The sequence below is a fragment of the Streptococcus oralis genome (assembly GCF_001075875.1).
Classification (GTDB): Bacteria; Bacillota; Bacilli; order Lactobacillales; family Streptococcaceae; genus Streptococcus; species Streptococcus oralis_I.
This window is the reverse complement of record NZ_JUOS01000147.1, coordinates 13,193-33,064: the sequence shown is the minus strand read 5'-3', so window position 1 is coordinate 33,064 and position 19,872 is coordinate 13,193. Positions and strand designations below refer to the sequence as shown.

The following is a 19,872-nucleotide window of genomic DNA, read 5'->3' as shown; positions in this document are numbered from 1 at the left end:
AGCATTCAATACGAATCAATACATAAGAAAAACGCTGATTTCAAGCGTTTTTTCTTTTTGCCAATTTCAATAAAAATTAACTAAATAATTACATTTTTCGTGTAGTTTTTTAAAATCAAACATCAATTTTATTAAAGCATATATTCGTGAGCATATAATTTGTGTGCGCTCTCACATTATGATATACTATATTTAACCCAAATATATTGGGGTTGTGAAAGGAGGGTGCATATTATGTTGTGGTCCATTATTGTAGGAGGTTTTATCGGTCTCGCTGCAGGAGCAATTACTAAAAAAGGTGGTTCAATGGGAATCATTGCAAATATTTTTGCTGGTTTAATTGGGTCATCCGTCGGCCAATCGCTTTTTGGGACATGGGGACCTTCTCTAGCGGGAATGTCAATTATTCCATCGATTGCTGGTGCGGTGATTGTTGTCGCTGTAGTATCATTCCTTTTGGGTAAAAAAGGTTAACTTTTTACTCAATCATAAGCTATAGATTTAAATTTAGTATTGACGGGTAAACCTATAGTTTAGTGCTTTAATTGAAAGGATTTTATATGTCAAAATCAAAGAAAATATTATTACTTATTTTCTGTATTTTAATCTTGACAATTTTCCTTCCTATTTTGATAGATTATCACCAGGTTAGTGATTTAGGAATTCAATTGACTAGCTGGCGACAGACATCATTTGAATATTATCTCGCTAGATATGTATTTTGGGGGCTTCTAGGCCTGTCTATCTTAGTTTTATTATGGGTCTTAGTAATCCTGTTTTATCCTAGACAATATCTGGAAATAAAACTTGGAACTAAAGACGATAAATTAAAACTAAAAAATTCAGCTATCGAAGGATTTGTTCGATGCTTGGTTCTTGATCATAAGTTAGTTAAAGATCCTAAAATCAAAGTACAAACTCGGAAAAAGAAATGTTTCGTTTCTGTAGAAGGTACAACTGTTCTTTCAGATAACATTGCTAACAAATTTGAAGTAGTTCAAAACGAAATTACTCAAGGATTGAAAGAATTCTTTGGCATTGATCGAGAGGTTAAACTGGAAGTTTCAGTGAAAGAATATGACCCTCAAAAAGCAGCTAAGAAAATTGTTAGTCGTGTAAAGTAAGGAAGTAAAAAATGGAATGGTTTAAAAAACATCAATACCCAATCCTATGTGGAGTAGTAGGTATTATTCTAGCCTGCCTCATTCTATCCTTTGGTTTCTTTAAAACGATGTTTGTTTTAATTTGTGGAGCTTTAGGAATTTGGTTGGGATACTATGTACAGAAGAATTATTTAAATAAATAAAAAGGAGTTTCATATGTCAAACGTAGAAAAAAATGCAAATGAAAAACAAGATGTTGTTTCTAAAGATGTTCGAGGAGAATTAACTTACGAAGATAAAGTTATTCAAAAAATTATCGGCCTTTCACTAGATAAAGTCCCAGGACTATTACATGTTGATGGCGGATTTTTCTCAAATCTTACAGAAAAACTTGTCAATACTAACGATGTAACACACGGTGTTAACGTTGAAGTTGGTAAAGAACAAGTAGCAGTTGACTTGAACGTTATTGTAGAGTACAGAAAAAACGTTCCAACTCTATACAAGGAAATCAAAGACGTTATCGTATCAGAAGTTGCAAAAATGACTGATCTAGAAGTAGTTGAAGTTAACGTTAATGTTGTTGACATCAAAACTAAAGAACAACATGAAGCAGACTCAGTTAGCCTTCAAGATCGTGTAACTGACGTGGCAGAATCAACAGGCGAGTTCGCGTCAGAACAATTCTCAAGAGTGAAATCTGGTATCGGTTCAGGTGTTGCAGTAGCACAAGAAAAACTTGGCGAAGGCGCTGAATTTGTTCAAGAAAAAGTTGGTCAAGGTGTTGAAACTGTTAAAGACGCTGCAGCCAAAGCAGAACCACGTGTTCAATAATTACTAATTTAGAAAAAAATAAAAGGAGGACATACTTATGTCTACAGAAGAAAAATTAAACCAAGCAGCAGGATCTGTTAAAGAAGGCGTTGGCAAATTGATCGGCGATAAAGAACTTGAAAAAGAAGGAGCTGCTGAAAAAGTTGTTTCTAAAGTGAAAGAAGTTGCTGAAGATGCAAAAGATGCTGTAGAAGGTGTCGTTGAAGGTGTAAAAAACATGCTTCATAAAGATGAAGAAAAATAATTAGATTATATCACCTTTTTAATTCTCTTTACTGCACCCCGCATAAACGGGGTGTTTTTGTTATTCGTTTTTATCAATGCACGTTTTATAGAGAAAAAAAGAATACAGGACAAACAAATTCCTGTATTCTTAAAATAACTTAGAACAGATATGATAATGAAACGAATAATAAGATTATAGTGCAAATTATTTTTACGATTTTTACATATTGTTGTTTGAACAATTTATCAGAGAAAAGACTCAATCCAAGCACAACAAAAAACAAGGTAGTTCTTAAAATAAAAACAGTCATGGTCCAAACTCCTTTCGTTATTTTGTTAATCCAGTAAATAAGTTGAATAGTAATTATCTAATTTTCAAACATATCCATCTGCCTTGGTAAAGCCTTTATTCTTTGATTATTAATCGGTATCTCTATCTATATTTATTATAGCACAAATAACATTATTAAACAATTATATTTATCCTTTATAAACTAACATTTGGCCATTTGACAAGGATGGATACCTGCTCCGAACTTGCTTCTAAAAGGTAGCAAGTTCAACTCTCACTGCCTTTTCTCTCCTCCTATTTTTGAGAGCGCTTGAAATATGTTATAATAGTTCTAGATTATTTTTTTGGAGGCAAACCGTGGGAAATTTTATTGAGCTAGTCTTTCATCGTTTCTTTTTGGGGATGATTGCAACGGTTTATTTTTGGTTATTGACACTAGCAGGAGGAGTAGTCTTTGGTATAGCGCCAGCTAGTGCGACTCTCATGAGTTTATTTGCAGAACACGGCTATTCATACCGTGCCTATGGTTTTAAAGAGGCTTGGACTCTTTACAAGAGCAATTTTGTTAAAAGCAATCTCAGTTTCTACACCTTTATGGGACTTGACTTGATCTTGATTTATGGTTTGTATCTCATGATCCAATTGCCGCATCAGACCATTATCCACTTGGCAGCAACATTTTTAAATATCTTTCTGGTAGCTTTGGTATTTTTGGCCTATACTGTGTCTTTAAAAATGCAAGTTTATTTTGACTTATCCTATCAAAATACCTTAAAGCTAGCCTTTATCGGAATTTTTATGAGCTTGTCAGCAGTGGCCAAGGTTCTTCTTGGTAGCGTCTTGTTAGCCATCATTGGCTTCTATATGCCAGCACTCATTATTTTTGTAGGGGTTGGAATGTGGCATTTCTTTATTAGTGATTTATTGGAGCCTGTTTATGAAAACATTCATGAAAAATTGGCGTCCAAATAGAATGAAACAGTTTTGGCTTCATTCGCTCCTTAGAACCTATAGTTGGGTGATGATTGTCATCATTGCTAGTTTTGCTCTTTTGATTTCCTATGTAAACTGGGATAGTCGCGAAAAAGAAGCAAGACAGGTTTCCCAGCGGGTTTTGACTCGGACGGTGAGTGAGGTTGAGTATTACTATCGAGAGTCAGCGCGTTCAGCTCAAAGTTTAGTAGATAATCAAGCGCGAATCGAGGGAATTTATAAGTATTTTAGCCTTAGTACACCAGATTATTTCTATTGGCAACTGGAGCGTAAGGCATCACCCTATATTTCTGTATCCATTTATGAAAATATCGATGACCTTTATGTGCGCAATGATTTTGTAACGGGTGTAGCCATTGTCTTGCAAGATTCGACAGAAGTTTATGTTTCGACTAGGGACAATCGTAGTGGTTACAAGGTTTCTGCAGACGCCTTTAAGCCAGATGCTAATAGTTTTGCCGTTCCCGTATCCGATCCCGTATCGGATCAAGCTCTTGGAGTTATTTATGTTTCTGTATCTTCCGATGTTTTTTATAAGGCTATTGACAATACCAGAGGAAATATCCCAATTGCTGTGAGCATAACCTCTCCTTTTGAAACGGAAATGTTTCACCAAGGTGAAAAAAGTGATCGAGAGGAATGGTTGCAAGACGAGACTGCTCATGGTTATCAGGTTCAAGTTGCTGTTCCGCGAGGTTATGTCCTTAGTGGTAGTATCTCTAGTTCTGTCTTTATTCTTGCTTTGAGTCTTCTCTTTATCGTTATTTTATATGTAACCTTGAAAAAAACATTTTCGAAGTATCAAACACAGGTTGTTGACCTAGTGGAAACAATCCATGATATTGCGCAAGGGGAGCAGGGAAAAAGAATTGATCTCACGAAAAAAGACCAGGAATTACTTTTAATCGCTGAGACAACAAATGATATGTTGGATCGATTGGAGAGAAATATCCATGATATTTATCAGCTTGAACTGAGCCAAAAAGATGCAAATATGCGTGCCCTACAAGCTCAGATAAATCCACATTTCATGTACAATACTCTGGAGTTTTTGCGGATGTATGCTGTGATGGAGAATCAAAATGAATTAGCGGATATTATCTACGAATTCAGTAGTCTCTTGCGTAACAACATCTCTGATGAGCGAGAAACAACATTAAAGCAAGAAGTGGAATTTTGTCGGAAGTACAGTTATCTCTGTATGGTGCGTTATCCAAAATCCATTGCTTACGGATTTAAAATCGACCCTGGATTGGAAGAAATGCGCATTCCAAAATTCACCCTCCAACCCTTGGTGGAAAATTATTTTGCCCACGGAGTTGATCATCGACGTACAGATAATGTGATCAGTATCAAGGCTTTGAAAAAAGATGGCTATGTTGAGATTTTGCTTACGGATAATGGACGCGGAATGCCTGCTGATAAGCTAGCAGAGATCCAAGCTAAATTAGCTCAGAGAACCTTTGAACATACGGTGGATTATAGTGGGAAACGCCAGTCCATTGGGATTGTCAATGTGCATGAGCGCTTTGTACTCTACTTTGGCGACCGATATGATATCAATGTAGAATCAGTTGAAAAAGAAGGTGTTCGCTATCGAATCACCATTCAAAATGAAGAGAAAGGATAAAGATGTATAAAGTACTTTTAGTTGACGATGAGTACATGATTACAGAAGGACTCAAACGTTTGATTCCTTTTGACAAATGGGATATGGAAGTCGTTGCAACAGCCAATCATGCTGACGACGCTCTGGACTACGTACGAGAACATCCCGTCGATATTGTCATTTCAGATGTCAATATGCCTGACAAGACAGGGCTTGAGATGATTGGGGAGATGAAGGAGTTGTTGCCAAATGCATACTATATCCTCCTTTCAGGCTACCAAGAATTTGACTATGTCAAAAAAGCCATGAATCTCAATGTCGTTGATTATCTGGTCAAACCAGTCGATAAGGTTGAGCTTGAACGCTTGCTTGAAAAGATTGCCAGTCAGCTTGGTGAAAAATCTCATGAGCCAGAAATATTGAGTCAGCAACTAGATGAAGAAGCATTCAAGGCTCATCTCAGCCAAAAAGAAAATTGGTGGATCGGACTTTCCAAGGAAAAACAAGGGAATTTTGTCATTCCTTACTACGTTCTGGGGCAAGATTGGCAAATTGTCCTTGCTGATCAGGAATTTGAGGGCTTGTTGGTCATGCCTTTTGAAGCACCGTATCAAGCCAACTTTGAAAAATGGAAATTTAATGTAGAAAAGGCACTCTTTTATGGTTCGGTCAATTTAGATCAGTCTGAAAGTCTCTTTTCTTACTACGAACCCATTTATCGAGTGATTATCCAGGGGAATCTCCAGCAGATTATCGAGGAGTTGACCTTACTTGAGAAGATTGTTCTTGAAAATACACCGAGGGTATCCATTACTAAGCAACTCTTTACTCAGTTTGTGATGGATGTTTTCCATCTTTTTGAGCATTTGAAGGCAGACGACATGACAGATATTGTCAAGAACATCCATGCCATTACAACTTTTGAGGACTTAGTCGCTTATACCAAAGAGACCTTGACTTCCTTCTTTGGCCAATACCGCATGAATGAAAATGTAGTTAGTGTGCTTGAAGTCATTGGTAGAGACTACAAAAAAGAACTTTCCCTCAAGGATATCAGCAAGGATCTCTTTATCAATCCCGTTTATTTGGGCCAGCTAATCAAGAAGGAAACCAATTCAACCTTTGCTGAACTTCTCAATAAGCAACGCATCAAGGCCGCCCAGCAACTCTTATTATCTACAAATGATAGTATTGAGGACATTTGCTATACGGTTGGTTACAGTAATGTTGGTTATTTCTATAAGGTCTTTCGAAAACTATGTGGGAAGTCTCCTAAAGCCTACCGTAAACAGGTGGAAGCAAACTTATAAGATTTGTTTTGCTTGTTAAAATATGCTATAATAAACTAAAAAACATAAGGGGGTTGCTTTGATGAAAAAGAAACCAATCTATCTATGGGTATTACTGATTTTTTCAGCCTTACTCTCAGCAATGTCACTATTTGGAATCATATCTCCAGTACCTACTGCGGAGGGTATGAGCAATCTAGAAACATCAGCATCAGGTGTTAATGCTACTTATGCAAAGGAGCTCGTTGCTTACACCATTAAGGTATCGGAGCATGGTCATTCTATCTTCAGCATTCTCTTGGTTGTCTTATCTGTTATTCTGGTTGTTGTGGCTTTGGTTTTCCTTATTCGTAAAAACCTTCAATTGGCTAACTACACTTATCTTGCTTATGTCTTCGTTGCCATCGTTGGTTCTATCTACAACTTTATCGGCGTTCAGGATGCGGTTTCACTTTTTACAGACCCTAACATCCGTATGGGAGCGGAGCTTGGTGCCAAAGGTTCAGCTATTTTGGGGATCGTACTCAATGTTATCTTCTTAGCAATCGTCTTCTATAAAATGTGGCGTCAGCAAAAAGAATTAACAGAAGCTCAAGAAGAGGAAGAACTGGCCTAAGAGTTGACAAAGGATAACTATCAAGATACAATCTTGGTAGTTATTTTTTTGAATTCAAAAAAGAAGGAGGAGAGCATGAAAAAAATTTCCTTAGTCTATATCAGTCTGAGTGGAAATACTGAAAGTTTCGTCACACGTCTGAAGGCATACCTTTTAGAACAGTATGGGAACATTGAAGTGGAAAAGATCCATATTAAAGATTTGGTCAAGGAGGGAGAGAATTTCTTTGAGATGACCAATCCATATGTCGCTTTTCTACCGACTTATCTAGAAGGTGGCAATGGAGTTGACAATGGTGATGTGGAGATTTTGACCACTCCAGTAGGGGACTTTATAGCTTACGGTGACAATGCCAGCAAGTGTTTTGGTGTCGTAGGATCAGGCAATCGTAACTTTAACAACCAATACTGTTTGACGGCAAAACAATACAGCCAACGCTTTGGTTTCCCCGTTCTAGCTGACTTTGAGATGCGTGGAATGCTGGGAGATATCAAGAAGGTCGCAGGGATTATTGCGGACTTATACGAGTTGAATACGGATTAATAGAATCATTTGATGTAGCAGTTGGGCTTCTCAACTGCTTTTTGAATACGCAAAAAAGCACCCAAGGTGGGTGCTACTTTATAAACTAACCTGCTTTTCCGATAGCGAGTGCGTAGATAAAGAAGATTGCAAAACCAAATAGGAAAATCAGTCCTGCAATAGCGAGCAGTTTCAGCCAAGAAGGAAGGTTTTTGTTCTCACGTGTGACTAAGACATAGTTTAAAAGGGCAAAGAATGGTGTTGTGAGGAAAGAACCAATCATGGCAAAGCGAAGCATGGTTGACACTTGACCTGCAAAGAATTTGATAATAACAATACCAATGATAGCTGTGATGGTCATCCAGATTTTCAAAGATTTGCTATCGTCATCCTTTTGATTAGCTAGGAGACGAAGGGAAACCTGGTTAACACGAGAATAACCATCGATAACAGTGATAACTGTTCCAAAGATACAGAGGAAAGCGATAAAGGTGATTAAGTAACGAGACCATTCACCAAGTACAGAAGCATACATACCTACAAATTGAGAGATGTATTTGGCAGAAGCGGCTTCAACTGCTTGTCCTGTAGGATACTGAATAAGCGCTCCGAGTGCTACAAAGAATACTGCAAGAATGGCTGTTCCAATATAACCTACGTTAAAATCGAAAAGAGCATCTTCTGTATTAAAGTTGACAGTCTTTTTCTTTTCAGCAGACCAAAGTGAGTTAATGGCTGAAATTTCAATAAGTGCAGGCATCCATCCTAAGAGAGAAACGATAAAGGGAAGTGCAGCCATTTGCCAAGGTGTTTTTTCAACAAAATCAGAACTGTACTCTGGATGCTTAATAGCAGCAATAATAACTGCAAGAACAGTTGCAATGGTTAAGGCAGACATGATCCATTTTGCCATACCATCCAAAAGTTTGTAGCCTCCAAAGAGCAACATAGCCCAAATGATTGCCACAAGTATGAGAGACCATTGAGTGATGCTTAGTCCAATCATTGGAAATGCACTAGCGATGATGGCTGAACAAAGGATAGCAACACCAGCAGTATTGACCATAGCAGAAAAGACATTGAGTAGAAAGAAAATCCAGAGGTAAATTTTCCCTTTTTCAGCATAACCTTCGACTAAGGTTTTTCCAGTATCAGCAGTGTATTCAGAACCAAAACGGAAAAATGGATATTTAAAAACATTAGCTAATATGACCAAGAGTAGTAGGGACCAACCATAAGAACCACCAGCTTGAGTAGAAGATACGATATGTGATCCCCCTACAGCCGCAGAAGCCATTAAGATACCAGGTCCCATTGCTTTAAGTTTACTTGTCCATGTTGATTGGTTTAACGAAGAAACTTGTGACATAATTAATCTCCTATCATTAAATTTTCAGAATAATCTGGATATGTACTCTATTCTATAAAAAAATGATTAGAAAAGCAAGTGAATTTTGAAAATATTTTGAAAATAGTGAAAATAGTTTACAATGAAATAGAGAAAAAGTGATACCGTGCTTGCTTTAGTTCTAGAGTGAGCTATAATAGAGATAAAGATAAATAGAGCGATATTATGTAAAAATACTTAGTAGAAATGGATAAGGAAATGAGTAAACTAGATAGATTTTTAAAGTATATAAAACGCAAACCAAGCTTCAAGGATATTATGCTTTGCAGTGCTTTGCTACTATTAGCGATTGCTCTGCTACTGTTCTCTGAGAAAATTTTTGATGAAGATGCAGCACCATTTGGAACCATGGTATCCTTAGGGATTGTTATCCTGGTAGAAATCTTAGCTGTCAGAAATAAATAAAAAGACTCGAGAAATGCATCTCGAATCCTTTTTCATTTTCTGATGTCTTCCACAATTTCCTTTGAAATCATGATTCCCAAACGATATCCTTTATTGATGTAGTCGATGACATCGTTGATGTTTTCTGTTGTTTGAATTTTTTCCTTGATAGTAGCTCGAAAAGCTTCATCCTTTAACAGCTGTTCTTGTAGAAGTCTTTGTAGTTTTTCCTTTTCGTATTTGTTGATGAGAAAAAGAGCGACAAGACTGATGACAACTAAAATATAAGCATATTGGCTCATAAAATCTCTCCCTTAGTGATAAAGAAATTAATAGCAAGAGAAAAGCGAAAAAGATTTTTCGCTTTTCAAGTAATGACAATATAAAAACTAGGCAAGTAATCGCTAATCTAAAATAGTGGATGTAAAGCCCTCCGCCCCTAGTACCAAATAAAAGTCATAGAGGTTTAGGATTGGTTGCTTAAATCGCTCTGTAATCCCGTAACTTTAAGATTGCGACGTCTTTCGGTAGAAATCGATAATATTTCTATCGAAAGACTAGTGAAGCGCCTAGCCAAACTCTGAATAGGATTTGGCGTTAGTTACTTAGACTGTTTTACAATAAAGTGATTAAAAGCCTACGACATGAGCCTAACCAAATCGATATTATTTGGTTAGGTGAATTAGTGAAGCGTTTAGGCAAATCGCCTCATTTACGACGTCGTGGCCCCTAAATCGATTATATTTAGGGGCCATGACTAGTGAAGCAGTTAGCTAGTCCGCATAAAAGCAGCTAGCGTCCAACAATTAGGAACTTTAATTCCAGTAACTTTAAGATTGCGACTTTTTTCGGTAGAAATCGATCATATTTCTATCGAAAGACTAGTGAAGCACCTAGCCAAAGTCCGAATAGGATTTGGCGTTAGTTACTTAGACTGCTTAGTAATAAATTAATTTAATAGATCACGACATGCATCCAAATAAATCGATATTAATTATTTGGATGCATTAGTAAGGCGTTTAGGCAAATCGCCCGATAGCGATTGCCGTCAAGAGACTAGGAACTTTAGTTCCAGTCTCTTGTAACGAATTACATCTTCTCTGGTGCTTCTACACCCAACAAACGAAGGGCTTCTTTGAGGACAACTGCTGTTGCATAGCTGAGAGCTAGACGACTGTCGCGTTCTGGACTTTCATCCAAGATACGAGTGTGGGCATAGTATTTGTTAAAGGCTTGGGCTAAGCTAATTGCAAATTTAGCAATGATAGAAGGTTCAAAGTTATCCGCCGCACGGTTGATAATACGTGGGAAATCTTGGATGAGTTTAATGATTTCCCAGCTTTCAGGATCATTCAAGCTATAGTTGGCATCTGCTTCAGGTTTGAAATCGGCTTTGCGCAAGATGGATTGGATACGAGCATAGGCGTATTGAACATAAGGACCAGTCTCGCCTTCAAAGGATACCATAGCTTCAAGATCGAAGTCGTATCCATTTGTACGGTCAGTTTTAAGGTCATAGAATTTAATGGCTCCAACTCCAACAGCATGAGCAACCTGGTCTTTATTTTCAAGTTCCGGATTTTTGGCTTCAATTTGCGCTTTGGCACGACTGATGGCTTCTGCGACAGTAGGCTCTAACAAGATAACATTCCCTTTACGAGTAGAGAGTTTCTTCCCTTCTTTTGTTACCAATCCAAAAGGAACATGGACAATATCTTGACTCCAATCGTAACCCATCTCTTGCAAGACAGCCTTGAGTTGTTTAAAGTGAGCAGATTGTTCTTGACCAACGACATAGATCGATTTGGCAAATTGATATTCGTTTTTACGGTAAAGGGCTGCAGCCAAGTCACGTGTGATGTAGAGAGTTGCACCGTCAGATTTCTTGATAAGAGCTGGGTGTTCAATTCCATATTTTTCAAGATTAACAACTTGGGCACCTTCTGATTCGACCAAAAGTCCTTTTTCAGAAAGGATATCTACAACTGCATCCATCTTGTCATTGTAAAAGGCTTCCCCGTTGTAGCTGTCGAATTCAACCTTCAATTCATTGTAAAGGCGGTTAAATTCCACCAAACTTTCATCACGGAACCATTGCCAAAGTGCGAGAGCTTCCTCATCTCCATTTTCAAGTTTACGGAACCATTCGCGTGCTTCTTCATCCAAGCTAGGGTCATTTTCAGCTTCAGCATTGATGCGAACGTAGAGTTTAAGAAGTTCATCAATCGGATGAGCTTTTACAGCTTCTTCGTCGCCCCATTTTTTGTAGGCAACGATCAGCATCCCAAACTGTTTACCCCAGTCTCCCAAATGGTTGACCTTGACTGTTCGATAACCGATTTTTTGGAAAATATGTGACAAGCTATCTCCGATAACAGTTGAGCGCAGGTGACCAATAGAGAATGGTTTAGCAATATTGGGACTAGACATGTCGATAACAACATTTTCTTGTTTACCAATATTTTGGTCAGCATAGTGTTCTTTTTCAGTGATAACAGCTTGTAATACTTGAGCAGAAATGGCATTTTTATCAAGGAAGAAGTTAACATAAGGTCCAGTAGCGACGACTTTTTCAAAGGCTTGGCTATTGATTTTTTCAGCGATATCTGCTGCAATCATTTGTGGAGCTTTTCTCTCAACTTTTGCTAGAGTAAAGGCAGGGAAGGCGATGTCTCCCATATCAGAGTTTTTGGGTTGTTCTAGTAAATTTAAAATAGCCTCTTGATCCAGGCTCTCAATGACGCTAGCCAATTCGTTAGCGATCAATTGTTTTGTATTCATTATAAACTCCTTTGGACTTTTCTTCTATTTTATCACAATTTTGAGGAATGATAAGAATTTTTTTTGAAATATTCGGTTTTTTTGGTATAATGTTCTTATTAAATAGTTGAAAATGTTATAAATATTCACTCGAGAGGATGTTATGAGAAAAAGAGAACGCCATCAGTTAATCAAACAAATGATCACTGAGGAAAAATTAGGGACTCAAAAAGAGATCCAGGATCGGTTGGAAGCACGCAATGTTTTTGTGACGCAAACGACATTGTCGCGTGACCTTCGCGAACTGGGCTTGACCAAGGTTAAGAAAAATGATAAGGTCTACTACGTACTAGCAAATGAGACAGAGAAGATTGACCTGGTTGAGTTTTTATCCCATCATTTGGAAGGTGTAGCAAGAGCTGAGTTTACCTTAGTTTTGCACACTAAATTGGGTGAAGCCGCAGTTTTAGCCAATGTTGTCGATGCCAACAAGGATGAATGGATTTTAGGGACAGTTGCTGGTGCCAATACCCTATTGGTGATTTGCCGAGATCAGCATGTCGCTAAACTCATGGAAGATCGTTTGTTAGATTTGATGAAGGATAGATAAGGTCTTGGGAGTCTCTCTCAAGACTATTTTTAACAAGGAGAGAATGGATGACGACAGAAAAATTATCACCAGGCATGCAACAGTATGTGGATATCAAAAAACAATATCCAGATGCTTTTTTGCTCTTTCGTATGGGTGATTTTTATGAGTTATTTTACGAAGATGCAGTCAATGCTGCCCAGATACTAGAAATTTCACTAACCAGTCGCAATAAGAATGCTGAAAATCCTATTCCCATGGCTGGAGTTCCTTATCACTCAGCACAACAGTATATTGATGTCTTAGTGGAGCGTGGCTACAAGGTTGCCATTGCTGAGCAGATGGAGGATCCTAAGCAGGCAGTAGGGGTTGTTAAGCGCGAGGTTGTGCAGGTGATTACCCCTGGTACAGTCGTCGATAGTAGTAAACCAGATAGTCAAAACAACTTTTTGGTGGCTATCGACCGTGACGGTCAGCAATTTGGTTTGGCATACATGGACTTAGTGACGGGTGATTTCTATGTGACAGGTTTATTGGATTTTACCCTGGTCTGTGGTGAAATCCGAAATCTTAAGGCAAGAGAAGTTGTCATCGGCTATACCTTAACTGAAGAGGAAGAACAGATTCTCAGCCGTCAAATGAATTTGGTACTTTCTTATGAGAAAGAATTATTTGAAGACATCCATCTGCTGGATCCACGCTTGGCGCCAATTGAACAAGCTGCCAGCAGTAAGCTTCTCCAGTATGTTCATCGGACTCAGATGAGAGAGCTCAACCATTTGAAGCCAGTTGTCCGTTATGAAATTAAGGATTTCTTGCAGATGGATTATGCAACCAAGGCTAGTTTAGATCTAGTAGAAAATGCTCGTTCTGGCAAGAAACAAGGGAGTCTTTTCTGGTTGCTAGATGAAACTAAGACTGCCATGGGAATGCGTCTTTTGCGCTCTTGGATCCACCGTCCCTTGATTGACAAGGATCGTATCCTTGAACGTCAGGAGGTTGTACAGGTCTTTCTGGATTATTTCTTTGAACGTAGTGATTTGACAGAAAGCCTCAAGGGAGTCTACGATATCGAGCGTCTGGCTAGTCGTGTGTCTTTTGGGAAAAGTAATCCTAAAGACCTCTTGCAATTAGCGACTACCTTGGGAAGTGTTCCACGAATTCGAGCAATTTTAGAAGGAATGGAGCAACCAGCTCTTGCCTATCTGATTGAACAATTAGATCCTATTCCTGAGTTGGAAAGTCTTATTAGCGCAGCCATCGCTCCTGAGGCTCCTCACGTGATTACCGAAGGCGGTATTATTCGGACTGGCTTTGATGAGACCTTGGACAAGTATCGTCGGGTACTGAGAGAAGGAACCAGCTGGATTGCTGAGATTGAGGGCAAGGAAAGAGAAACCTCTGGCATCAGTACGCTCAAGATTGACTACAATAAAAAAGACGGCTACTATTTCCATGTGACCAATTCGCAGCTTGGTAACGTACCAGCCCACTTTTTCCGTAAGGCTACGCTGAAAAACTCGGAGCGTTTTGGGACAGAGGAGTTGGCTCGTATCGAAGGAGAAATGTTAGAAGCGCGTGAGAAATCAGCCAATCTTGAATACGAAATTTTTATGCGGATCCGTGAGGAGGTTGGCAAGTATATCCAACGCCTGCAAGCCCTAGCCCAAGGAATAGCTACTGTCGATGTCTTACAAGGCTTGGCAGTGGTAGCAGAAAATCAACACCTGATCCGTCCAGAGTTTGGTCAGGATTCGCGAATTGACATTCAAAAAGGTCGTCACGCTGTCGTTGAGAAGGTCATGGGAGCCCAAACCTATATTCCCAATAGTATCCAAATGGGTGAAGATACTAGCATCCAGCTGATTACAGGGCCTAATATGAGCGGGAAGTCAACCTATATGCGTCAGCTAGCTATGACAGCAGTCATGGCCCAGATAGGTTCTTATGTGCCTGCAGAAAGTGCTCACTTGCCAATTTTTGATGCAATTTTTACCCGTATCGGGGCAGCAGATGACTTGGTGTCTGGTCAGTCCACCTTTATGGTCGAGATGATGGAAGCCAATAATGCCATTAGTCATGCTACCAAGGACTCTCTCATTCTCTTTGATGAGCTAGGACGCGGAACCGCAACTTATGATGGTATGGCTCTAGCCCAGTCTATTATCGAGTACATCCATGAGCATATCGGTGCCAAGACCCTCTTTGCGACACACTACCATGAATTAACTAGCCTTGAGACTAGTCTTGAACATCTAGTTAATGTTCACGTGGCTACGCTTGAGCAAAATGGACAGGTTACCTTCCTTCACAAGATTGAACCAGGTCCAGCAGACAAATCGTACGGTATTCATGTTGCTAAGATTGCAGGTTTGCCAGCAGACTTGCTAGCAAGGGCAGATGCAATTTTAACTCAATTAGAGAGCCAGGGAACAGAGACTCCTGCTCCAATGAGGCAAACGAATGCAGTCTCTGAACAAATTTCCCTATTTGACTCGGCGGAAGAAAATCCTATTCTAGCAGAATTGGCTAAAGTAGATGTGTACAATATGACACCGATGCAGGCCATGAATCTCTTGTTAGAATGGAAGCAAAAATTATAAGTCAAAACCCACTCAAAAGACTGAGTGGGTTTCTGTTGTATTATTTTTTCTGAGCCAATAGTTGGTTGATGTGGGCAACCTTCTTTGATTCTCTTTTATAAAGAATAGTCCAGATGATGAGGTAGACGATTGCAAATTCTGGTACAAGTTGGAGAAGGGAAGTCCAGCGAAGTGGGAACCAACCTGCCAGAATTGCTAGAGGAACAAAACCTAATAGCATGAGGAAGAAGTGAGTGACAGTAGCACGAAGAAGGCTCCAGTCTTTGGCAAAGAGACGGCTACCAAAACTAAAGAGGACTCCGATAGCTGCCCAGATGATAGAACAGTAGAGCAAAACTAGAGCGCCATGTACCTGTTGTTGGATCATGAATTGGCCAATCAAAGAGTTGGGGCTAAGTGGTGCATAGTTGCTTGGTGAATAGATAAAAGAAAAGATAATAGATAGGATGAGGCCGATGAGGACACCAGTTGTGGCATCGTGGAAAATTTGTTTTTTCATAGTTCTAATTTCTCCTTAATAGCTTTGAGGTAACGGCGAGATGAGTAGGTGAAACTGTCATTTTTTAGATAGATTTCAATCAAGCCGTTAGAGGTTAGTTTTAGATGACTAATAGCATCGATGTTGACAATTTCCGATTGGGAAATTTGGATAAAGGAAGCAGGTAGAATTTCACTTGCTTGGTAAAGACGAATGTCGAGCGCGTAGGTTTGGCTATCCGTTTCAGCTAAGACTTTGCGATTTTCAATATATATACGTTGAATCTTACTAATCTGAATCAAGTAGACCTGGTCTTGGAATTTTCCTTTAAGAGTTTCGTTTTGATCCAGTGATTGAACAAAGTCTTGAACTTTTTGAACTCTAGGGGACAAAGATGGTGCTTCTATGATGGTTTGTTCTTCGGCGTATTGTTGATCAATGTCAAGTCTAACTTTCATATTTTCTCCTTTGTAAAGTTGTAATAGAGATCTCTTACTTACAAATCTATTAAACACCATTTTGTTGACAATTACAAGAAGCTTTGTCTATGTGGTCGGTTGAAGAGTCTATCTGGTAGGCGAGCGTTTTCAACTAAATTTAAGAGCAAAGAAGTCAAAAAATAAGTAGAAATATATTGACAAAAATAGAAAAAACGTGGTACAATAATAGACGGTACTTTTTACTTTTGGTCTCTCAAGAGTGTACAGGGACGTGCTGACAAATGTTGCAAAAGTACACACAGATGATAGCTGTCACCAAGTGTATCATCACCAAAAATAAAAAAAACACAGGAGAATGTAGATGCCTACAATTAACCAATTGGTTCGCAAACCGCGTAAATCAAAAGTAGAAAAATCTAAATCACCAGCTTTGAACGTTGGTTACAACAGTCATAAAAAAGTTCAAACAAACGTTTCTTCACCACAAAAACGTGGTGTTGCAACTCGTGTTGGAACTATGACACCTAAAAAACCTAACTCTGCCCTTCGTAAATTTGCTCGTGTACGTTTGAGCAACCTTATCGAAGTTACTGCCTACATCCCAGGTATCGGACACAACTTGCAAGAGCACAGTGTGGTGCTTCTTCGCGGTGGTCGTGTAAAAGACCTTCCAGGGGTACGTTACCATATCGTCCGTGGTGCACTTGATACTGCAGGTGTTAACGATCGTAAACAAGGCCGTTCTAAATACGGTACTAAACGTCCGAAAAAAGCATAAGGAAAGGGGATAAAGAGAAATGAGTCGTAAAAATAGAGCTCCAAAACGTGACGTATTGCCAGATCCGCTTTACAATTCACAATTAGTTACTCGTCTTATCAACCGCGTTATGCTTGACGGTAAACGTGGTACAGCTGCTTCAATCGTTTACGGTGCTTTTGAACAAATCAAAGAAGTTACTGGTAACGATGCACTTGAAGTATTTGAAACAGCTATGGAAAACATCATGCCTGTACTTGAAGTACGTGCACGTCGTGTTGGTGGTTCTAACTACCAAGTCCCAGTTGAAGTTCGTCCAGAACGTCGTACAACACTTGGACTTCGTTGGTTGGTAACAATCGCTCGCCTTCGTGGTGAACACACAATGCAAGACCGTCTTGCAAAAGAAATCTTGGATGCTGCTAACAACACTGGTGCAGCTGTTAAGAAACGTGAAGACACTCACCGTATGGCTGAAGCTAACCGTGCCTTCGCACACTTCCGTTGGTAAAATCATGATGCTAGGAACGGCAAGGATGCAAAGTGAAAATAGGAAACTGACGCAGTATTCGACGAATACAAGGAAGTTTATCTTTTTCACACAGCATCCCGTTCCGGCTCAAATCGGCTAATTAACTTTAGCTCGAGTACAACTCAACTTACCATTCCGCAAGTTGAAACCAACAATAACATGAAAACATTGAGAACGGGTAGGTCCTGCCTATCCGTTTTTATTAAATCATGTTATAATAGAATAGAAATAAAAAATATAGGAGAAACAAACCTCATGGCACGCGAATTTTCACTTGAAAAAACTCGTAATATCGGTATCATGGCTCACGTCGATGCTGGTAAAACAACTACAACTGAGCGTATCCTTTACTACACTGGTAAAATCCACAAAATCGGTGAAACTCACGAAGGTGCGTCACAAATGGACTGGATGGAGCAAGAGCAAGAGCGTGGTATCACTATCACATCTGCTGCGACAACAGCTCAATGGAACAACCACCGCGTAAACATCATCGACACACCAGGACACGTGGACTTCACAATCGAAGTACAACGTTCTCTTCGTGTATTGGACGGTGCGGTTACAGTTCTTGACTCACAATCAGGTGTTGAGCCTCAAACTGAAACAGTTTGGCGTCAAGCAACTGAGTACGGAGTTCCACGTATCGTATTTGCCAACAAAATGGATAAAATCGGTGCTGACTTCCTTTACTCAGTAAGCACACTTCACGATCGTCTTCAAGCAAATGCACACCCAATTCAATTGCCAATCGGTGCTGAAGATGACTTCCGTGGTATCATCGATTTGATCAAGATGAAAGCTGAAATCTATACTAATGACCTTGGTACAGATATCCTTGAAGAAGACATTCCAGCTGAATACCTTGACCAAGCTCAAGAGTACCGTGAAAAATTGATCGAAGCAGTTGCTGAAACTGATGAAGAATTGATGATGAAATACCTCGAAGGTGAAGAAATCACTAACGAAGAATTGAAAGCTGGTATCCGTAAAGCGACTATCAACGTTGAATTCTTCCCAGTATTGTGTGGTTCTGCCTTCAAGAACAAAGGTGTTCAATTGATGCTTGATGCGGTTATCGACTACCTTCCAAGCCCACTTGACATCCCAGCGATCAAAGGTATCAACCCAGATACAGATGAAGAAGAAACTCGTCCAGCATCTGATGAAGAGCCATTTGCAGCTCTTGCCTTCAAGATCATGACTGACCCATTCGTAGGTCGTTTGACATTCTTCCGTGTTTACTCAGGTGTTCTTCAATCAGGTTCTTACGTATTGAACACTTCTAAAGGTAAACGTGAACGTATCGGACGTATCCTTCAAATGCACGCTAACAGCCGTCAAGAAATTGACACTGTTTACTCAGGTGATATCGCTGCTGCCGTTGGTTTGAAAGACACTACAACTGGTGACTCATTGACAGATGAAAAAGCTAAAATCATCCTTGAGTCAATCAACGTTCCAGAACCAGTTATCCAATTGATGGTTGAGCCTAAATCTAAAGCAGACCAAGATAAGATGGGTATCGCCCTTCAAAAATTGGCTGAAGAAGATCCAACATTCCGCGTTGAAACTAACGTTGAAACTGGTGAAACAGTTATCTCTGGTATGGGTGAGCTTCACCTTGACGTCCTTGTTGACCGTATGCGTCGTGAGTTCAAAGTTGAAGCGAACGTAGGTGCTCCTCAAGTATCTTACCGTGAAACATTCCGCGCTTCTACTCAAGCACGTGGATTCTTCAAACGTCAGTCTGGTGGTAAAGGTCAGTTCGGTGATGTATGGATTGAATTTACTCCAAACGAAGAAGGAAAAGGATTCGAATTCGAAAACGCAATCGTCGGTGGTGTGGTTCCTCGTGAATTTATCCCAGCGGTTGAAAAAGGTTTGGTAGAATCTATGGCTAACGGTGTTCTTGCGGGTTACCCAATGGTTGACGTTAAAGCTAAGCTTTACGATGGTTCATACCACGATGTCGACTCATCTGAAACTGCCTTCAAGATCGCTGCATCTCTTGCACTTAAAGAAGCTGCTAAGACTGCACAACCAGCTATCCTTGAACCAATGATGCTTGTAACAATCACTGTTCCAGAAGAAAACCTTGGTGATGTTATGGGTCACGTAACTGCTCGTCGTGGACGTGTAGATGGTATGGAAGCACACGGTAACAGCCAAATCGTTCGTGCTTACGTTCCACTTGCTGAAATGTTCGGTTACGCAACAGTTCTTCGTTCTGCATCACAAGGACGTGGTACATTTATGATGGTATTTGACCACTACGAAGATGTACCTAAGTCAGTACAAGAAGAAATCATTAAGAAAAACAAAGGTGAAGAATAATTCACCGTCACTTTAAAAGAAGTCACTTTGTGGCTTCTTTTTCTGTTTGGTAGAAATAGGTAAAAGTGCCTCAAATATGGTAAAATAGAAGGAGTATATTG

General features: G+C 39.5%; 21 protein-coding genes. 16 read left to right on the top strand and 5 right to left on the bottom strand.

Features of this window, described 5'->3' with window-relative positions:
* Positions 1–234 precede the first annotated feature (234 nt).
* From ADM33_RS08380 to nrdI, 10 genes are all read left to right on the top strand, one after another.
* A complete protein-coding gene (locus ADM33_RS08380; protein WP_049504467.1) occupies positions 235–474 on the top strand; it encodes a GlsB/YeaQ/YmgE family stress response membrane protein in 240 nt (79 codons plus the stop codon).
* 86 nt (positions 475–560) lie between these two features.
* Positions 561–1,124 carry an alkaline shock response membrane anchor protein AmaP gene (amaP, locus tag ADM33_RS08375; protein ID WP_049504465.1) on the top strand — a complete coding sequence of 188 codons (564 nt, stop codon included), beginning with the start codon at positions 561–563 and terminating at the stop codon, positions 1,122–1,124.
* 11 nt (positions 1,125–1,135) lie between these two features.
* Positions 1,136–1,306: a DUF2273 domain-containing protein gene (locus tag ADM33_RS08370; RefSeq protein ID WP_049504463.1), complete on the top strand. Its 171-nt coding sequence runs from the start codon at positions 1,136–1,138 to the stop codon at positions 1,304–1,306.
* Between the two features lie 13 nt (positions 1,307–1,319).
* Complete coding sequence (locus ADM33_RS08365; protein WP_049504462.1) at positions 1,320–1,937, top strand: Asp23/Gls24 family envelope stress response protein; 618 nt, start codon at positions 1,320–1,322, stop codon at positions 1,935–1,937.
* Between the two features lie 37 nt (positions 1,938–1,974).
* Positions 1,975–2,181, top strand: a complete 207-nt coding sequence (locus ADM33_RS08360; protein WP_049504460.1) for a CsbD family protein — start codon at positions 1,975–1,977, stop codon at positions 2,179–2,181.
* 630 nt (positions 2,182–2,811) lie between these two features.
* Positions 2,812–3,426, top strand: a complete 615-nt coding sequence (locus ADM33_RS08355) for a YesL family protein (RefSeq protein WP_049504458.1) — start codon at positions 2,812–2,814, stop codon at positions 3,424–3,426.
* The gene (locus tag ADM33_RS08350; RefSeq protein ID WP_080982716.1) at positions 3,404–5,077 is read left to right on the top strand and encodes a sensor histidine kinase; all 1,674 of its coding nucleotides are present in this window, start codon (positions 3,404–3,406) and stop codon (positions 5,075–5,077) included. The genes ADM33_RS08355 and ADM33_RS08350 overlap by 23 nt, the downstream gene beginning before the upstream one ends.
* A gap of 2 nt (positions 5,078–5,079) precedes the next feature.
* Positions 5,080–6,366: a response regulator transcription factor gene (locus tag ADM33_RS08345; RefSeq protein ID WP_049504456.1), complete on the top strand. Its 1,287-nt coding sequence runs from the start codon at positions 5,080–5,082 to the stop codon at positions 6,364–6,366.
* A gap of 61 nt (positions 6,367–6,427) precedes the next feature.
* The gene (locus ADM33_RS08340) at positions 6,428–6,961 is read left to right on the top strand and encodes an ABC transporter permease (RefSeq protein WP_049504454.1); all 534 of its coding nucleotides are present in this window, start codon (positions 6,428–6,430) and stop codon (positions 6,959–6,961) included.
* Positions 6,962–7,036: 75 nt separating this feature from the next.
* Positions 7,037–7,504: a class Ib ribonucleoside-diphosphate reductase assembly flavoprotein NrdI gene (gene nrdI, locus ADM33_RS08335; protein WP_049504453.1), complete on the top strand. Its 468-nt coding sequence runs from the start codon at positions 7,037–7,039 to the stop codon at positions 7,502–7,504.
* Positions 7,505–7,589: 85 nt separating this feature from the next.
* On the opposite strand, the gene ADM33_RS08330 is transcribed toward nrdI, so the two are convergent.
* On the bottom strand, positions 7,590–8,852 hold the full coding sequence (locus ADM33_RS08330) for an NRAMP family divalent metal transporter (RefSeq protein ID WP_049504451.1): 1,263 nt from the start codon (positions 8,850–8,852) through the stop codon (positions 7,590–7,592).
* Positions 8,853–9,089: 237 nt separating this feature from the next.
* Between ADM33_RS08330 and ADM33_RS08325 the strand changes: the two genes are divergently transcribed.
* Positions 9,090–9,296: a hypothetical protein gene (locus ADM33_RS08325; protein WP_049504449.1), complete on the top strand. Its 207-nt coding sequence runs from the start codon at positions 9,090–9,092 to the stop codon at positions 9,294–9,296.
* 32 nt (positions 9,297–9,328) lie between these two features.
* On the opposite strand, the gene ADM33_RS08320 is transcribed toward ADM33_RS08325, so the two are convergent.
* Both ADM33_RS08320 and argS read right to left on the bottom strand, forming a co-directional pair.
* Entirely contained in the window at positions 9,329–9,577 is a 249-nt protein-coding gene (locus ADM33_RS08320; RefSeq protein WP_049504447.1) for a hypothetical protein, read from the bottom strand.
* 787 nt (positions 9,578–10,364) lie between these two features.
* Entirely contained in the window at positions 10,365–12,056 is a 1,692-nt protein-coding gene (gene argS / locus ADM33_RS08315) for an arginine--tRNA ligase (RefSeq protein ID WP_049504446.1), read from the bottom strand.
* Positions 12,057–12,198: 142 nt separating this feature from the next.
* On the opposite strand from argS, the gene argR reads away from it, so the two are divergent.
* Both argR and mutS read left to right on the top strand, forming a co-directional pair.
* On the top strand, positions 12,199–12,645 hold the full coding sequence (gene argR / locus ADM33_RS08310; protein WP_001231485.1) for an arginine repressor: 447 nt from the start codon (positions 12,199–12,201) through the stop codon (positions 12,643–12,645).
* 47 nt (positions 12,646–12,692) lie between these two features.
* Positions 12,693–15,227: a DNA mismatch repair protein MutS gene (gene mutS / locus ADM33_RS08305; protein ID WP_049504445.1), complete on the top strand. Its 2,535-nt coding sequence runs from the start codon at positions 12,693–12,695 to the stop codon at positions 15,225–15,227.
* Positions 15,228–15,267: 40 nt separating this feature from the next.
* Here mutS and ADM33_RS08300 read toward each other — a convergent pair whose 3' ends face one another.
* Positions 15,268–15,726, bottom strand: coding sequence for a DUF3021 domain-containing protein (locus ADM33_RS08300; protein WP_049504444.1), 459 nt, complete (start codon positions 15,724–15,726; stop codon positions 15,268–15,270).
* A complete protein-coding gene (locus tag ADM33_RS08295; protein ID WP_049504442.1) occupies positions 15,723–16,163 on the bottom strand; it encodes a LytTR family DNA-binding domain-containing protein in 441 nt (146 codons plus the stop codon). Before ADM33_RS08295 ends, ADM33_RS08300 begins: the two co-directional genes overlap by 4 nt.
* Before the next feature lie 343 nt (positions 16,164–16,506).
* Here ADM33_RS08295 and rpsL point away from each other — a divergent pair, with 343 nt between their 5' ends.
* From rpsL to fusA, 3 genes are all read left to right on the top strand, one after another.
* Positions 16,507–16,923, top strand: coding sequence for a 30S ribosomal protein S12 (gene rpsL / locus ADM33_RS08290; RefSeq protein WP_001142333.1), 417 nt, complete (start codon positions 16,507–16,509; stop codon positions 16,921–16,923).
* 19 nt (positions 16,924–16,942) lie between these two features.
* Positions 16,943–17,413, top strand: coding sequence for a 30S ribosomal protein S7 (rpsG, locus tag ADM33_RS08285; protein ID WP_000087876.1), 471 nt, complete (start codon positions 16,943–16,945; stop codon positions 17,411–17,413).
* A gap of 276 nt (positions 17,414–17,689) precedes the next feature.
* A complete protein-coding gene (gene fusA, locus ADM33_RS08280) occupies positions 17,690–19,771 on the top strand; it encodes an elongation factor G (RefSeq protein WP_000090332.1) in 2,082 nt (693 codons plus the stop codon).
* The last annotated feature ends 101 nt before the right edge of the window (positions 19,772–19,872 follow it).

Excerpts from the sequence above, each read along its gene's own strand:
- ADM33_RS08380 (WP_049504467.1), top strand. The coding sequence starts at position 235 with ATGTTGTGGTCCATTATTGTAGGAGGTTTTATCGGTCTCGCTGCAGGA.
- amaP (WP_049504465.1), top strand. The coding sequence starts at position 561 with ATGTCAAAATCAAAGAAAATATTATTACTTATTTTCTGTATTTTAATC.
- ADM33_RS08370 (WP_049504463.1), top strand. The coding sequence starts at position 1,136 with ATGGAATGGTTTAAAAAACATCAATACCCAATCCTATGTGGAGTAGTA.
- ADM33_RS08365 (WP_049504462.1), top strand. The coding sequence starts at position 1,320 with ATGTCAAACGTAGAAAAAAATGCAAATGAAAAACAAGATGTTGTTTCT.
- ADM33_RS08360 (WP_049504460.1), top strand. The coding sequence starts at position 1,975 with ATGTCTACAGAAGAAAAATTAAACCAAGCAGCAGGATCTGTTAAAGAA.
- ADM33_RS08350 (WP_080982716.1), top strand. The coding sequence starts at position 3,404 with ATGAAAAATTGGCGTCCAAATAGAATGAAACAGTTTTGGCTTCATTCG.
- ADM33_RS08345 (WP_049504456.1), top strand. The coding sequence starts at position 5,080 with ATGTATAAAGTACTTTTAGTTGACGATGAGTACATGATTACAGAAGGA.
- ADM33_RS08340 (WP_049504454.1), top strand. The coding sequence starts at position 6,428 with ATGAAAAAGAAACCAATCTATCTATGGGTATTACTGATTTTTTCAGCC.
- nrdI (WP_049504453.1), top strand. The coding sequence starts at position 7,037 with ATGAAAAAAATTTCCTTAGTCTATATCAGTCTGAGTGGAAATACTGAA.
- ADM33_RS08330 (WP_049504451.1), bottom strand. The coding sequence starts at position 8,852 with ATGTCACAAGTTTCTTCGTTAAACCAATCAACATGGACAAGTAAACTT.
- ADM33_RS08325 (WP_049504449.1), top strand. The coding sequence starts at position 9,090 with ATGAGTAAACTAGATAGATTTTTAAAGTATATAAAACGCAAACCAAGC.
- ADM33_RS08320 (WP_049504447.1), bottom strand. The coding sequence starts at position 9,577 with ATGAGCCAATATGCTTATATTTTAGTTGTCATCAGTCTTGTCGCTCTT.
- argS (WP_049504446.1), bottom strand. The coding sequence starts at position 12,056 with ATGAATACAAAACAATTGATCGCTAACGAATTGGCTAGCGTCATTGAG.
- argR (WP_001231485.1), top strand. The coding sequence starts at position 12,199 with ATGAGAAAAAGAGAACGCCATCAGTTAATCAAACAAATGATCACTGAG.
- mutS (WP_049504445.1), top strand. The coding sequence starts at position 12,693 with ATGACGACAGAAAAATTATCACCAGGCATGCAACAGTATGTGGATATC.
- ADM33_RS08300 (WP_049504444.1), bottom strand. The coding sequence starts at position 15,726 with ATGAAAAAACAAATTTTCCACGATGCCACAACTGGTGTCCTCATCGGC.
- ADM33_RS08295 (WP_049504442.1), bottom strand. The coding sequence starts at position 16,163 with ATGAAAGTTAGACTTGACATTGATCAACAATACGCCGAAGAACAAACC.
- rpsL (WP_001142333.1), top strand. The coding sequence starts at position 16,507 with ATGCCTACAATTAACCAATTGGTTCGCAAACCGCGTAAATCAAAAGTA.
- rpsG (WP_000087876.1), top strand. The coding sequence starts at position 16,943 with ATGAGTCGTAAAAATAGAGCTCCAAAACGTGACGTATTGCCAGATCCG.
- fusA (WP_000090332.1), top strand. The coding sequence starts at position 17,690 with ATGGCACGCGAATTTTCACTTGAAAAAACTCGTAATATCGGTATCATG.